The organism is Geodermatophilus sp. URMC 61 (assembly GCF_052931555.1).
On sequence record NZ_JBRFHZ010000002.1, the window covers coordinates 883,995 to 898,575 of the forward strand.

Consider the following 14,581-nt stretch of genomic DNA (forward strand, 5'->3'; position numbering starts at 1 on the left):
GAGCGACCGCGGAGCGAACCAGGAGGCATCGTGAGCGCCCGCCTGAGCGTCGTCCTCGCCGGGGGTGGCACCGGCGGCCACATCGAGCCGATGCTGGCCCTCGCCGACGCGCTGCTGCGCCGCGGCGCGGTGGAGGGCGGCCTTCGGATCACCTGTCTGGGCACCGCCCGGGGCATGGAGACCCGGCTGGTCCCCGCCCGCGGCTACGACCTGCGGCTGATCCCGCCGGTGCCGCTGCCGCGCAAGCCCACCGTCGACCTGCTGCGGGTGCCGGGCCGGGTGGTCCGCTCGGTGTCCGAGACGCGGGCGCTGCTGCGCGAGCTGTCCGCCGACGTCGTCGTGGGCTTCGGTGGCTACGTGGCGCTGCCGGCCTACCTGGCCGCCCGGAGGGAGCGGGTGCCGGTCGTCGTGCACGAGCAGAACGCGCTCCCGGGCCTGGCCAACCGGATCGGCGCGCGGGTCGCCACGCGGGTCGCGGTCACCGCGCCCGGGACGCCGCTGCGCGGTGCCGAGCACGTCGGCATGCCGCTGCGGACGGCGATCAGCACGCTGGACCGCTCGGCCCGCCGCGCGGAGGCCCGTGTCGCCTTCGGCCTGGACCCCGACCGGCCCACGCTGCTGGTCTTCGGCGGGTCGCAGGGCGCGGCCTCGCTCAACCGGGCCGCCGTCGGCGCCGCGGACGCGCTCACCGCCGCCGGGGTCCAGGTGCTGCACGCCCGGGGGCCCAGGAACACCGACGTGACGGTGCCTCCGCGCGCGCCCGGGCACGCCCCCTACGTCGTCGTCGACTACCTCGAGCGCATGGACCTGGCCTACGCCGCCGCCGACCTGGCCCTGTGCCGGTCCGGGGCGGTGACCGTGGCCGAGCTGTCCGCGGTCGGGCTGCCGGCGGTGTTCGTGCCGCTGCCGATCGGCAACGGGGAGCAGCGGCTCAACGCCCTGCCCGTCGTCGAGGCTGGGGGAGCACTGCTGGTGGACGACGCCGACCTGTCGCCGTCCTGGATCGAGGAGCACGTCGTCCCGATGGTCACCGACCCGGTCACACTGGTGCGCTACGCCGAGCACGCCGCGGCCGCCGGTGCCCGGGACGCCGACGAGCGCCTGGCCGACATCGTGCTGGAGGTGGCTGCCAAGTGAGCGAGCTGGCGAGCTCACCCGGGGACACAGCAGCGCGGGCGCGAACGCGACCGACGAGCGCCAGCGAGGAGGACGAGTGAGCGCCGCTGCGGTGGCCGCGTGGACCGACCCCGTGCCGAGCCTCGAGGAGCTCGGCGCGGTGCACTTCATCGGCATCGGCGGGGCCGGGATGAGCGGCATCGCCCGCATCCTCCTGGCCCGCGGCGTCCGGGTCTCCGGCAGCGACCGCCGCGACACCCCGACGCTGCTGGCGCTGCGGGCACTCGGCGCCCGCGTGGAGCTCGGCCACGACCCGGCGAACCTCGGCGACGCCGACACCGTCGTCGTCTCCACCGCGATCCGCGACGACAACCCCGAGCTGGCCGCGGCCCGTGAGCGGGGCCTGCGGGTGCTGCCCCGCGCGGTGGCGCTGGCCGCGGTGATGGCCGGCAAGCGCAGCGTCGCGGTGGCGGGCACGCACGGGAAGACGTCGACCACCTCGATGCTCACCGTCGCGGTGCAGGCCTGCGGCGTGGACCCGTCGTTCGCCATCGGCGGCGACCTCAACGAGTCGGGCAGCAACGCGCACGCCGGGAAGGGCGACGTCTTCGTCGCCGAGGCCGACGAGAGCGACCGCTCCTTCCTGCTGCTGGCCCCCCACGGCGCGATCGTCACCAACGTCGAGGCCGACCACCTGGACAACTACGGCGACCTGGCCGCGGTCGAGGCCGCCTTCGACCGGTTCCTGCAGACGCTGGACCCCGCGGGCTTCCTGGTGCTGTGCGCCGACGACCCGGGCGCGGCGCGGCTGCGCGCCGTGCCCACCCCGGCCCGCGTGCGCATGTACGGCACGGCCGAGGACAGCGACCTGCGGCTGGTGGACATCGAGGTGGGCCCGGAGACCACCGCCTGGACCGCGGTGCTGGACGGCCGGGTGCTCGGCCGGGTGTCGATCCAGGTGCCCGGGGAGCACATGGCCCGCAACAGCGCCGCCGCGCTGCTGGCCGGTCTGGAGCTGGGTCTGCCCGCGGAGCAGTTGATCACCGGTCTCGGCCGCTTCGGCGGGGTGCACCGCCGCTTCGAGCTCAAGGGCACCGTCCGCGGGGTGCGGGTCTACGACGACTACGCCCACCACCCGACCGAGGTGGAGGCGCAGCTGCGCGCCGCGCGGGCGGTCGCCGGCACCGGCCGGGTGGTCGTCGCCTTCCAGCCGCACCTGTACAGCCGCACCCGGGAGTTCGCCGCCGCGTTCGGCGCGGCGCTCGGCCTGGCCGACGAGGTCGTGGTCATGGACGTCTACGGTGCCCGCGAGGACCCGGTCCCCGGCGTCACCGGCGCGATGGTGGCCGACGCCGTGACGCTGCCGGCCGGGCAGGTGCGCTTCGAGCCGTCCTGGTCGGCGGCGGCCCCGGCCCTGGCCGAGCGGGCACGGCCCGGCGACCTGGTGATCACCATGGGGGCGGGCAACGTCTCGATGGTCGGCCCGGAGGTGCTCGAGGCGCTGCGCTCACGCCCCACCCACCCCGACGGTCCAGCGCCGGAGGACGGCGATCCGGGGGGTCCCGCGCGGTGAGCCGCTCGGGGACGACCACCAGCGACCGCGCGCGGGGCGGGGGGTCCTCCCGGGCCGGCGCCGAGGCGCGTCCGCGCCGCCGCCCGCGGCGGCGCCCCCCGGCCGCCCGCCGCCGCCGGCTGCTCGTCCGCGGCGGCGTGCTCGTCGCGGTACTCGGCCTGCTGGCCTGGCTGCTGTGGGGGAGCCCCGTGCTGGCCGTCTCCGCCGTGCGGGTGGACGGCGCCGGCACGCTGACCGCCGCCGAGGTCGTCGACGTCGCAGGCATCGACGAGGGGACGCCCCTGCTGCACGTCGACGTCGACGCCGCCGAGGCCCGGGTCGCCCGCCTGCCGCAGGTGGCTGACGTCGAGGTGACCCGCGGCTGGCCGCGCAGCATCGTCGTCACCGTGGTCGAGCGGGTGCCGGTCGCGGTGGTGGAGCAGTCCGGGACGCGCACGCTGCTCGACGCCGACGGCGTCCTCTTCGACACGGTCACCGGCGATCCGCCTGTCGGCGTGGTGCCGCTCGACGTCGCCGACCCCGGCCCCGAGGACCGCGCCACCCGCGCGGCGCTGTCGGCCCTGGTCGCGCTGCCGCAGGACGTCCGCGTCGATCTGGCCGAGGCGCGGGCGAGCAGCGCCGAGGACGTGACGCTCAGCCTCGAGGACGGCACCACCGTGCTCTGGGGGAGCGACGAGCGGGCCCGCGACAAGGCCGACGCGCTCGTCGCGCTGCTCGGGCAGCTGCGGGCCGGCACGCTCGAGCCGGCCGGCACCATCGACGTCAGCACGCCCACGGCGATCGTCCTCCGCTAGGTCGGGCTGGCCCCGGCCCGGCCGGCGGGGGAGGGTGGCCCGGTGAGCACCGGGCCGGTCAGCCGCTTCCCCGTTCCTCCGCACGACGAGTTCCCCGAGCAGCTGCGCGAGCGCTACGCCGACGTCGAGGAGCGCTCGGGCTTCCTGCCCAACGTCTTCGCCGCCCTGGCCTGGCGCCCGGCCGAGGCGGCGGCCTTCTTCGCGCTGCACGACGCGCTCATGGACAAGGACACGCCGGCGCTGTCCACGGCCGACCGGGAGCTGATCGTGGTCGCCACCAGCGCGGCCAACGGCTGCCTGTACTGCGTGGTCGCCCACGGGGCGATCGCGCGGATCCGCGCCCGCGACCCGTACCTCGCCGACCAGGTCGCCGTCGACTGGCGCAAGGCGCCGGTGTCGGAGCGGCTGCACGCGGTGCTCGAGGTCGCCGTCCGCCTCGCGGTGGACCCCGCGACGGTCACCGCCGCCGACCTCGACCGGCTGCGCGGCCACGGCCTCACCGAGGACGACGTGTGGGACGTCGGGGCGATCGTGTCGTTGTTCGCGCTGTCCAACCGGCTGGCGCACTGGGCGGCGATCCCACCGAACGAGGAGTTCTTCCTCATGGGACGCGTCCCCCGGCAGTAGCGGGGACTGCGCTGGGTCGTCATCCGGTGTCGCGGCGTGTCCGGCGCGAGCGGACGACGACACGCGCGGCAACACGACACGCCCGACACGGCAGATCACTTCGCTGGTTCCCGCTGCCGGTCATGTCACGGCCCTCGACCCGTACGTGAGACGTTCGGCGCGCGGGTCGTCACCCACGGTGGTGCAGGTGTGACCAGTGCGTTGTCCGAGATCCGTGGGGAAACGCGTGTTCGACACGCCGGGCCCAGGAGGGTGCTTGTAGCGCCCGTGAACGCCCACCTAACTTCGTGCGCGTCGACCCAGTTGACATAACTATAAGGCTTTACTTGAGGATGAGGGTCGAGGTCGGGAGCCCCACATGACACCTCCGCACAACTACCTCGCGGTCATCAAGGTCGTCGGCATCGGCGGCGGCGGCGTGAACGCGGTGAACCGGATGATCGAGGTCGGCCTCAAGGGGGTCGAGTTCATCGCCATCAACACCGACGCGCAGGCGCTGCTGATGAGCGACGCCGACGTCAAGCTCGACGTCGGCCGTGAGCTCACCCGCGGGCTCGGCGCGGGCGCGCAGCCCGACGTCGGCCGGCAGGCCGCCGAGGACCACCGCGAGGAGATCGAGGAGGTGCTCAAGGGCGCCGACATGGTCTTCGTGACCGCCGGCGAGGGCGGCGGCACCGGCACCGGCGGCGCGCCGGTCGTCGCCTCGATCGCCCGCAAGCTCGGCGCGCTGACCATCGGCGTGGTCACCCGCCCGTTCTCCTTCGAGGGCAAGCGGCGGGCCGTGCAGGCCGAGTCGGGCATCGAGGAGCTGCGCAACGAGTGCGACACGCTCATCGTCATCCCCAACGACCGGCTGCTGCAGCTCGGTGACCGGAACGTCAGCGTCATGGACGCCTTCCGGACCGCCGACCAGGTGCTGCTCTCCGGTGTCCAGGGCATCACCGACCTGATCACCACGCCGGGTCTGATCAACCTCGACTTCGCCGACGTCAAGTCGGTCATGTCCGGCGCCGGGTCGGCCCTCATGGGCATCGGCAGCGCCCGCGGGGACAACCGGGCGCTGCTGGCCGCCGAGCAGGCGATCGCCAGCCCGCTGCTGGAGGCCTCGATGGAGGGCGCCCACGGCGTGCTGCTGTCCATCTCCGGTGGTTCGGACCTCGGCCTGTTCGAGATCAACGAGGCCGCCTCGCTGGTCTCCGACGCCGCGCACGCCGACGCCAACATCATCTTCGGTGCGGTGATCGACGACGCCCTCGGCGACGAGGTGCGGGTCACCGTCATCGCCGCCGGCTTCGACGGCGGCAAGCCGCAGGGCCGCAAGGACGCCGGGATCGCCTCCGTGCCGGCCGCCCCGGTGGCCCCGCCGACCACTCCCCGGATGCCGGTGGTGCAGCCGCAGCCGGTCGCCGGCGTCCCGACGGGGGAGCGGCTGGTCGGCTCTGCGCAACCGCACCAGGCGCAGTCCAACCCGCCGTCGACGTCGCAGATGCCCGGCCGTCCGGCCGCCGGGGGCGGGATCACCGTGCCGCCGCTGCCGCCCGTCCCGGGCTCGACCTCGAACGCCGCGGCCCGGCGTCCGCTGTCCAACGAGGACTTCGAGGAGGAGCTCGACATCCCGGAGTTCCTCCGTCAGTAGGAGGACCCCCGTGCCCCCCACCACTCGCGAGCTCGTGGCGGGCCCCTGCACGGGGGCCGCACCGTGAGCTCCGCTCCGGCCGCTCCGCAGGCGGTGCGACCCCGACGGGTCGTCACCGACCGGCGGGGCGGCCGGTCGGTTCCTCCGTACGACACCTTCAACCTCGGCGCGCACGTCGGTGACGACCCCGTCGCCGTCGCCGCCAACCGCGAGCGGCTGGCCCGCGAGCTCGGCGTCCCCGCCGACCGACTGGTGTGGATGGACCAGGTGCACGGCACGCGGGTCGCCGTCGTGGACGGTCCGGTCGAGAGCCCGCTGGAGGGCACCGACGCCGTCGTCACCCGCACGCCGGGACTGCTGCTGTGCGTACTGGTCGCCGATTGCGTCCCGGTCCTGCTCGCCGACACCGCCGCGGGCGTCGTGGCCGCGGTGCACGCCGGCCGCGAGGGCGTGCGTGCCGGCGTCGTCCCCGCCACGCTGGCCGCCATGGCGGAGCTGGGCAGCCGCCCGGGCGACGTCACCGCGCTGCTCGGCCCGGCCGTCTGCGGCGCCTGCTACGAGGTGCCGCGGGCGATGCAGGTCGAGGTGGCCCGCGTGGCGCCCGCCGCCGCGGTCCGCACCCGCCGGGGGACGCCGGGGCTGGACCTGCGGGCCGGGCTGGCCGAGGTGCTGCGCGGTGCGGGCGTCGGGCAGGTCGTGCACGACCCCCGGTGCACCGTCGAGGACCGCTTCCTCTTCTCCCACCGCCGCGACGGCGCCACCGGCCGCCAGGCCGGCGTCGTCTGGATCGAGTGAGGACCCTCCCGCCCCCACCCCTCGCCGGCGCTCGCGTGAGCCGCGGGACGGGCTGACCTGGCCCCGCGGCCCCGTCCCGGCGGCCCTCCTGCAGGGTCCCGCCGCGAGCCGGCGAGTGGCGGGGGGCAGGAGGGTCCTTCCACTGAGCGCGCGGAGGGCGGGGGGACGGGGTCCTTGCACTGCAGGGGGGCCACGGCCAGCGGGATGATCGTCGCCGTGAGCACCCCGGCCGACCGCCTGCAGGCCGTCCGCGACCGCATCGCCACCGCGGCGCGCGCCGCGGGCCGGGACCCCGCCGACGTGGGGCTGGTGGCGGTGAGCAAGACGTGGCCCGCGGCCGCCGTCCGGGAGCTCGCCGCCCTCGGCCAGGCCGACTTCGGGGAGAACCGCGCCCAGGAGCTCACCGGCAAGGCCGCCGAGCTCACCGACCTGCCGCTGCGCTGGCACATGGTCGGGCAGCTGCAGCGCAACAAGGCCGCGGCGGTCGCCCGCCTGGGCGCCGTCGTCCACTCCGTCGACCGCCTCCCGCTGGTCCGCACCCTCGCTCGGGTGGGGGTGGAGACCGGCCGGCCGGTCGAGGTCTTCGTCCAGGTCGACCTCGGCGGGCCCGAGGGAGAGCTGGCCGCCCGCGGCGGGGCCGACCCGGCCGACGTCCCCGCGCTGGCCGACGCCGTCGCCGACGAGGAGGGCGTCGTCCTGCGCGGGCTCATGGCGGTCGCCCCGCGCGGTGCCGCGCCGGGCCCGGCCTTCGCGCGGCTGGCCGCCCTCGCCGAGCGGGTCCGGGCCGACCACCCGGAGGCGCGCGACCTCTCCGCCGGGATGACCGCGGACCTCGAGGAGGCGGTCGCGGCGGGCAGCACCCTCCTGCGTGTCGGAACCGCGCTGTTCGGGACGCGGCCTCTAGCCTCCCCGCAGGACTAGTCACACCAGTCACACGGGTCCCAGGAGCCCGGGTGGCCACGCGCGCGCACGGGAGAAGGGCAGGGCTGATGGCCGGAGCGATGCGGAAGATGGGCATCTACCTCGGGCTCGTGGAGGACGACGACGCCCGGGCCTACGGCCGGTACGACGCCCGCCAGGGGGACGCCGACCACTACGACCGCCTCGAGGACCGCCGGTACTCCCGGTACGTGTCCGAGGACGGCTACGCCGCCGACAACGGTTACGACGACCGCTACGACGTCGGGGACCGCTACGAAGCCGACTACCGCGACGGCGACTTCCGGGCCGACGACCGCCACTTCACCGACCTCGACGCCGACCTGCCGCAGACACCGGACCCCGAACCCCTCGCGCTGCCGCGGCGCCCCGCGGCCAACCGCAACCTGGGTCTGGCGCCCAGCCCGGGCGGCGCCACCGCCTCCCGCGCCGGTGGGCTGGCCGGCGCGGGTGCCGGATCGGTCCCCGGCCCGGCGACCGCGGTGTCCGGCCCCGTGGGTGCCGCCGGGCTCGCCGTCCGCGAGCCGGTCGCCGCCACGCCCGAACCGGCCCCCGCCCCGGCGCCGCAGCCCTACCGGATCACCACGCTGCACCCGCGCACCTACAACGAGGCCCGGCAGATCGGCGAGAGCTTCCGCGACGGCAAGCCGGTCATCATGAACCTCACCGAGATGGACGACGCCGACGCCAAGCGGCTCGTCGACTTCGCTGCGGGTCTGTCGTTCGGGCTGCGCGGTAGCATCGAGCGCGTCACGAACAAGGTGTTCCTGCTCAGCCCGCGGGACGTCGACGTGACGGCCGAGGACAAGGCGCGGATCCGCGAGGGTGGTTTCGCCGCCGAGTCCTGAGGTCGGTGGCAGGAACGGACCGGCACCCCCGGGTGCCCTTGGACGAGCGAGGACCGTGGCTCTCTTCTGGAACATCGTCTCGTCGGTCCTGCTCGTCTTCCTGGTGCTGCTCTTCGCACGGTTCGTCGTCGACTGGGTGATGGTGCTCGCGCGCAGCTGGCGCCCGTCCGGGCTGGTGGCAGCAGGCCTCGAGGTCGTCTACGCGACCACCGACCCGCCGCTGAAGGCGATCCGGAAGGTGATCCCGCCACTCAACCTGGGGTCGATCCGCCTGGACCTCGCGTTTATGGTTCTCCTGATCGCCGTGTACATCCTGCGTGGCATCGTGGACAGCCTCGCGCTCGCCGCCGCGTGACCGCTGCCCCTGACCGGGGCAGTGGCCCCGGAGGCCGGTCGGAGCTGTCCGCCGCTCGTCCGACGTCGTCCCTGTCCCCGTTGTCCGACCCGAGGTGAAGTCGATGCCACTCACGCCTGCCGACGTGCACAACGTCGTCTTCAAGAAGCCCCCCATCGGCAAGCGGGGCTACGACGAGGACGAGGTGGACGCCTTCCTCGACGTCGTGGAGGCCGAGCTGGCGCGGCTGATCGAGGAGAACAACGAGCTGCGCGCGGGCTCCGCGACCGGACGCACCCCGCGCGCCGTCGAGGCGCCCGAGCCGCCGGCCCCGGCGCCCGCCGCCGCTCCGCCGCCCCCGCCGGCACCGATCCGCGAGGACGACAGCGCCCGCGCGTCGCGCATGCTGGCCCTGGCCACCGAGACCGCCGACAAGTACGTCAACGAGGCCAAGGCCCAGGCCGACCAGATGGTGGTCGCGGCCAAGACCAACAGCGAGCGCATGGTCAGCGATGCCCGGGCCAAGAGCGAGCAGATGGTCAGCGAGGCCAAGATGCGCGCCGACTCGATGGTCAACGACGCCCGTACCCGCGCCGACACGATGGAGCGCGAGGCCCGCGCCAAGGCCGCCGCGCTCGATGCGGACGCCGAACGCCGGCACAACGAGGTCATGGGGTCGCTGGAGGAGAAGCGCAGCACCCTGGAGCGCAAGATCGAGGAGCTGCGCACCTTCGAGCGCGAGTACCGCACCCGGCTGCGCTCCTACCTCGAGTCGCACCTGCGCGACCTCGACAGCCGCGGGTCGGCGGAGCCGGCGTCCAACAGTCGGCAGACCAGCCACGCCGGCGCCTAGCGAGCACACGCGAGAGGGCCCCCGGGTGGATCACCCGGGGGCCCTCTCGCGTCGGCCCCCTCCCAGGTTCCACCGGCCCGGTCCCGCGGTCCCTGCAGGGTCCCGCCGCGAGCCGATCGGCCCCGTCCCGGGCCCCGGCCTGAGCCTGCGGAGGACGGGGAGGGCGGGGTCCTCCTCGGGGGCAGGGGGCCTTCAGCCCTTGACGCTGCCGGCCAGCAGGCCGCGGACGAAGTAGCGCTGCAGGCCCAGGAACACCGCCAGCGGCAACACGATGGACACGAAGGCGCCCGCGGCCAGCAGGTACCAGTCCGAGCCACGGGTGCCCGCGAGCTCCGCCACCCGCACGGTCAGCGGGACGACGTCCGGCGCGCCGCCGGCGAAGGTGAGCGCGACGAGCAGGTCGTTCCACACCCACAGGAACTGGAAGACGCCGAACGCGGCGATCGCCGGGGTCAACAGCGGCAGCAGGACCTGGAAGAAGATCTTCACGTGGCCGGCGCCGTCCATGCGCGCCGCCTCCACCAGCGAGGCGGGGATCTCCTTCATGAAGTTGTGCAGGAGGAAGACCGCCAGCGGCAGGGCGAAGATCGAGTGCGACAACCAGATCGTCCAGAAGGACCCGGCGAGGCCGGTGTCGACGTAGATGCTCAGCAGGGGGATGAGCGTGACCTGGATCGGCACGACCTGCAGCGCGAAGACGGCGACGAAGAGGATGCCGCGCCCGGGGAAGTCGATCCAGGCGAACGCGTAGGCCGCCAGCAGTGCCAGGGTGATCGGGATGACCACCGCCGGCAGCGTGATGACCAGCGAGTTGACGAACAGCGTCGCGAAGTTCGTGCCGCCGCCGTAGAGCACCTCGTTGTAGTTGTCGACCGTGAACCGCGGATCGGACAACGCCGTCCACCAGCCGGAGCGGCGGATGTCGAGCTCCGGCCGGAAGGAGGTGACGAACAGGCCCAGGGTCGGCACCGTCCACAGTGCGGCGATCAACAGCGCGATGGCCGACGCGGCGGACGAGCTGAGCTTGGTCTTGGCGGCCACGGCCCGGCGCTCGGCGCGGGTGAGCCTGTGCTCCTCCGGGGGGGCCGGCGCGATGACGGGGGTCGTCGTGGTCATCGGATCTCCTCGGCCAGGCGCAGCTGGCGGACGTTGTAGACGACGATGGGGATGACGAGGACGAACAGCAGCACCGCGAGGGCCGCGCCGAGCCCGAAGTTGAACTGGCGGAAGGCCTGCACGTAGAACTCGTTGGCCACGACGCTCGTGCCGAACTGACCGCCGGTCATCGTCCGGACCACGTCGAAGACCTTGAGCGTGGTGATCGCGACGGTCGTGAGGACGACGACGAGGGCCGGGCGGATGCTGGGCACGGTGACGTAGCGGAACATCTGCAGCCCGCTGACGCCGTCGAGCCGGGCGGCCTCGACGACGTCGTCCGGGATGGCCTTGATGGCCGCCGACAGGACCGTCATCGCGAAGCCGGCCTGGATCCAGATCATCACGACGATCAGGTAGAAGGTGTTGGACGGCGCGTCGAGCAGGAACTGCTGCGGTTCCAGCCCGACGAGGACCAGCAGCTGGTTGAGCAGGCCGATCTGGCGCACGCCCGGCTGGTCCGGGCGGTACTCGTAGACGAACTTCCAGATGACCGAGGCGCCGACCATGGAGATCGCCATGGGCAGGAACACCAGCGCCTTGGCCAGCGACTCGAACCGGGTGCGGTCGACCAGGTAGGCGTAGACCAGCCCGAGGCCGGTGGTCACCACCGGGACCAGGACCACCCACAGGGCGGTGTTGACCAGGACGGTCTGGAAGTTGTCCTCGGTGAAGACCGTGACGTAGTTGTCCAGGCCGACGAACTGCGAGCCGTCCCGGTCGTAGAAGGACCCGCGGACCGTCGCCAGGGCGGGGTAGACCAGGCCCACCAGGAGCAGCAGGACCGTGGGCCCGAGGAAACCGGCCGCGACCACCCAGTTGGGCACCCGCCTGGGCCGGTCGACCGCGAACAGGAGCGCCCCCATCACGGCGGCGAACAGCAGGATGGCGACCACCATCAGGGCGACCTTGTGCCCGGTGGTGCTCGCGTCCAGGAACCACTGCACCGCAGCGGACCTCCTCCGAATGCGGGACGCCGGGGGGCCTCAGCAGCGCTGTGCTGGACAGCGGAGCCGTGGCCCCCCGGCCTCCGTGGGTGGGCGAAGTGCGGTCGCGGTCAGCCGGCGGCTGCCCGGACCACGGGGGTCAGGACGCCGGCCAGGCGTTCTCGACGTCGGTCAGGACCTGCTGGGTCGGCTTGTCGTTGGCGATCCAGTTGGTCAGCTCGGTCCACAGCGTGCCGGCGCCGATCTCACCGGGCATGAGGTCCGAGCCGTCGAAGCGGAACACCGCCTCGGGGTCCTGGAACAGCTCGGCGGAGAGCCGGTCGACCGGCGAGGTCAGGTTCTCGACGTCGAGACCGGTGTTGGCGCTGACCCAGCCGGGACCGGAGACCTTGGCCTTGACGTTGGCCCAGTCCGCCGAGGAGAGGTAGGTCTGCAGCGCCTGGGTCGCCGGCCGGTCGTTGAACGCGGCGGTGAACTCGCCACCGCCGAGGACCGGAGCGGCTCCGTCGCTCCCGATGGCGGGCAGCGGGAAGGCGAAGACGTCGCCGTCCTCGGCGACCTCGGTGCCCTCGGGCCAGTTCGCCTGGTAGAAGGACGCCTGCCGGTGCATCCAGCAGCTGCCGTCGAGGATGGGCAGACCGGCGTCACCGAACTCGGTGGAGGCGATGGACTGCACCTCGCCGAGGCCGCCGTTGACGTAGTCGGGGTTCTTCAGGATGCCGCCGACGGTGTCGAGCGCCTCGACGATCCGCGGGTCGTCGAAGGGGATCTCGTGGTTGACCCACTGGTCGTAGACCTCGGGGCCGGCCGAGCGCAGGACGACGTCCTCGAGCCAGTCGGTGGCCGGCCAGCCGGTCGCGTCACCGGAGTTGATGCCGGCGCACCAGGGCTTGGCGCCCGAGGCGGCGATCTGGTCGGACAGCGCGATCATCTCGTCCCAGGTCTGCGGGACCTCGTAGCCGGCCTCCTCGAACGCCGACGGCGAGTACCAGACGAAGGACTTGGCGTTGGCGCCCAGCGGAGCGGCGTAGAACTCGCCGTCGACGGTGCCGTAGGCCTTCCAGGTCTCGTCGAAGAACTCGTCGACGTTGGCCTCGACCTGCTGGGGCGCGGGGACGACGGCCCCGGCGCCGACCAGGGTGGCCAGCAGACCCGGCTGCGGGATGAAGGCGATGTCGGGCGCGTTGCCGCTCTGGACACGCACCACCAGCTGCGCCTCGAACTCCCGCGAGCCCTCGTACTGCACGTCGATGCCCGTGCACTCCTCGAAGGGCACGTAGGAGTCGATGTGCGGCTGGTCCTCGGGGTCGACGATCGAGGTGTAGACGCTGACCGTCTCGCCCTCGAGGTCGCCGAACGCCTCGTACGGGGCGCAGTCGATGGTCTGGTCGGAGGCCTCCGCGGTGCCACCTCCGCCGCCGCTGCTGGTCTCGCTGGCCCCGCAGCCGGCGAGCACCAGCGCGACACCCAGGCCGCCGGCCAGAGCCGTCGAGCGCCGGCCTCTCGCGCGCATGTTCATCTGTCTTCCTCCGGACTCCTCGCGGCGTCCCCGCCGCGCTGCGTAGCTCTGCGTCGACGGCACCGTGCGGACCGTCACGTTCGCCCGGGGACCATAACGTCGAGTCGCGCACCCAGACCGAGCCGTTCTGTAACGGTTTCGACACGAGATCGTCACGCCAGCGTCGCGCGTTCCCGCAGGTCACGGGCGGGTCACGGTTGGGCACCCGGGCGCGTGCCGACCCATCCGGTCGCTGGTTGCCCGACCGGTCGCGTGTCACAGTGGGCGCGCTCTGCACCGGCGCAGGAAGGATCACATGGCCGCCATCACGTACGACCGGGCGACGCTCGTCCACCCGGGCGCCACCCGACCGTCGGTCGACGCGCTGGACCTGTCGATCGCGGACGGTGAGTTCCTCGTCCTCGTGGGCCCGTCGGGCTGTGGCAAGTCCACCTCACTGCGGATGCTGGCCGGCCTGGAGGAGGTCACCGACGGGTCGATCCGCATCGGTGACCGGGACGTGACCCGGCTGCCGCCCAAGGAACGGGACATCGCGATGGTGTTCCAGAACTACGCGCTCTACCCGCACATGACGGTGGCCGACAACATGGGCTTCGCGCTCAAGATCGCCGGCATGGGCAAGGAGGAGCGCCTGGCCCGGGTGCGCGAGGCGGCCCGGCTGCTCGACCTGGAGCAGTACCTGGACCGCAAGCCCAAGGCCCTGTCCGGCGGGCAGCGCCAGCGCGTCGCGATGGGCCGGGCGATCGTGCGCCAGCCGCAGGTGTTCCTCATGGACGAGCCGCTGTCCAACCTCGACGCCAAGCTGCGGGTGCAGACCCGGACCGAGATCGCCGCCCTGCAGCGCCGCCTCGGGACGACGACGGTCTACGTGACCCACGACCAGGTCGAGGCCATGACCATGGGCGACCGGGTGGCGGTGCTCAAGGAGGGCGTCCTGCAGCAGGTCGACAGCCCGCGCGCCCTCTACGACCGGCCCGCCAACGAGTTCGTCGCCGGCTTCATCGGCTCCCCGGCCATGAACCTGGTCCCGGTGCCGCTGACCGAGGGCGGCGCGGTGCTCGGCGGGCACCCGCTGCCGCTGCCCCGGTCCGTCCTCGCCGCCCTCGCCGCGGAGAGCAGCCGCACGGCCACCGTCGGTTTCCGGCCCGAGGCCGTCGAGTTCGTGGCGCCCGGACGGGGGATCCCCGTCGAGGTCCAGGTGGTGGAGGAGCTCGGCTCGGACGCCTTCGCCTACGGCCGCCTGCAGGACGGGGCCGCCCCTGCGCCGACCGGTCCGCTGGTGCTCCGGGCGGACGCCCGCCGACCCCCGGCCAAGGGCGAGGTCGTGCACGTGGCCATCCGCCCGGGGGAGGCGCACGTCTTCTCGGCCCAGACCGGGGTACGGGTCTCGCATGCCGACGACTGACCCGCGGTCCCACCGCCACCCGGCGCGGACCCCCGGCGCC

General features: G+C 73.8%; 14 protein-coding genes. 11 read left to right on the forward strand and 3 right to left on the reverse strand.

The annotated features are described in order from the left end of the window. The first annotated feature begins 30 nt into the window (after positions 1-30). From murG to wag31, 10 genes are all read left to right on the forward strand, one after another. Positions 31-1,137, forward strand: a complete 1,107-nt coding sequence (murG, locus tag ACU610_RS04160) for an undecaprenyldiphospho-muramoylpentapeptide beta-N-acetylglucosaminyltransferase (RefSeq protein ID WP_446766454.1) — start codon at positions 31-33, stop codon at positions 1,135-1,137. A gap of 76 nt (positions 1,138-1,213) precedes the next feature. Continuing rightward, positions 1,214-2,689, forward strand: coding sequence for a UDP-N-acetylmuramate--L-alanine ligase (gene murC / locus ACU610_RS04165; protein WP_446766455.1), 1,476 nt, complete (start codon positions 1,214-1,216; stop codon positions 2,687-2,689). Beyond that, positions 2,686-3,483: a cell division protein FtsQ/DivIB gene (locus ACU610_RS04170; protein ID WP_446766456.1), complete on the forward strand. Its 798-nt coding sequence runs from the start codon at positions 2,686-2,688 to the stop codon at positions 3,481-3,483. Before murC ends, ACU610_RS04170 begins: the two co-directional genes overlap by 4 nt. A gap of 42 nt (positions 3,484-3,525) precedes the next feature. Further along, positions 3,526-4,110 (forward strand): peroxidase-related enzyme, encoded by a 585-nt coding sequence (locus ACU610_RS04175; RefSeq protein ID WP_446766457.1) that lies wholly within the window; start codon positions 3,526-3,528, stop codon positions 4,108-4,110. 358 nt (positions 4,111-4,468) lie between these two features. After that, complete coding sequence (ftsZ, locus tag ACU610_RS04180) at positions 4,469-5,746, forward strand: cell division protein FtsZ (RefSeq protein WP_446766458.1); 1,278 nt, start codon at positions 4,469-4,471, stop codon at positions 5,744-5,746. Positions 5,747-5,809: 63 nt separating this feature from the next. Then, complete coding sequence (gene pgeF, locus ACU610_RS04185) at positions 5,810-6,541, forward strand: peptidoglycan editing factor PgeF (RefSeq protein ID WP_446766459.1); 732 nt, start codon at positions 5,810-5,812, stop codon at positions 6,539-6,541. Between the two features lie 216 nt (positions 6,542-6,757). Beyond that, positions 6,758-7,462, forward strand: coding sequence for a YggS family pyridoxal phosphate-dependent enzyme (locus tag ACU610_RS04190; protein ID WP_446766460.1), 705 nt, complete (start codon positions 6,758-6,760; stop codon positions 7,460-7,462). Between the two features lie 32 nt (positions 7,463-7,494). Then, positions 7,495-8,328, forward strand: coding sequence for a cell division protein SepF (locus ACU610_RS04195; protein WP_446766461.1), 834 nt, complete (start codon positions 7,495-7,497; stop codon positions 8,326-8,328). Between the two features lie 55 nt (positions 8,329-8,383). Next, on the forward strand, positions 8,384-8,683 hold the full coding sequence (locus ACU610_RS04200; protein ID WP_446766462.1) for a YggT family protein: 300 nt from the start codon (positions 8,384-8,386) through the stop codon (positions 8,681-8,683). 103 nt (positions 8,684-8,786) lie between these two features. Then, complete coding sequence (gene wag31, locus ACU610_RS04205; RefSeq protein WP_446766463.1) at positions 8,787-9,515, forward strand: DivIVA-like cell division protein Wag31; 729 nt, start codon at positions 8,787-8,789, stop codon at positions 9,513-9,515. A gap of 192 nt (positions 9,516-9,707) precedes the next feature. On the opposite strand, the gene ACU610_RS04210 is transcribed toward wag31, so the two are convergent. The 3 genes from ACU610_RS04210 to ACU610_RS04220 all read right to left on the reverse strand — a co-directional run bounded on the left by ACU610_RS04210 (position 9,708) and on the right by ACU610_RS04220 (position 13,130). Further along, the gene (locus tag ACU610_RS04210) at positions 9,708-10,631 is read right to left on the reverse strand and encodes a carbohydrate ABC transporter permease (RefSeq protein ID WP_446766464.1); all 924 of its coding nucleotides are present in this window, start codon (positions 10,629-10,631) and stop codon (positions 9,708-9,710) included. Then, complete coding sequence (locus ACU610_RS04215) at positions 10,628-11,617, reverse strand: carbohydrate ABC transporter permease (RefSeq protein ID WP_446766465.1); 990 nt, start codon at positions 11,615-11,617, stop codon at positions 10,628-10,630. Before ACU610_RS04215 ends, ACU610_RS04210 begins: the two co-directional genes overlap by 4 nt. A gap of 139 nt (positions 11,618-11,756) precedes the next feature. Continuing rightward, positions 11,757-13,130 (reverse strand): ABC transporter substrate-binding protein, encoded by a 1,374-nt coding sequence (locus ACU610_RS04220; protein ID WP_446766466.1) that lies wholly within the window; start codon positions 13,128-13,130, stop codon positions 11,757-11,759. A 301-nt stretch (positions 13,131-13,431) separates the two neighbouring features. On the opposite strand from ACU610_RS04220, the gene ACU610_RS04225 reads away from it, so the two are divergent. Then, a complete protein-coding gene (locus ACU610_RS04225) occupies positions 13,432-14,541 on the forward strand; it encodes an ABC transporter ATP-binding protein (RefSeq protein ID WP_446766467.1) in 1,110 nt (369 codons plus the stop codon). Positions 14,542-14,581 lie beyond the last annotated feature (40 nt).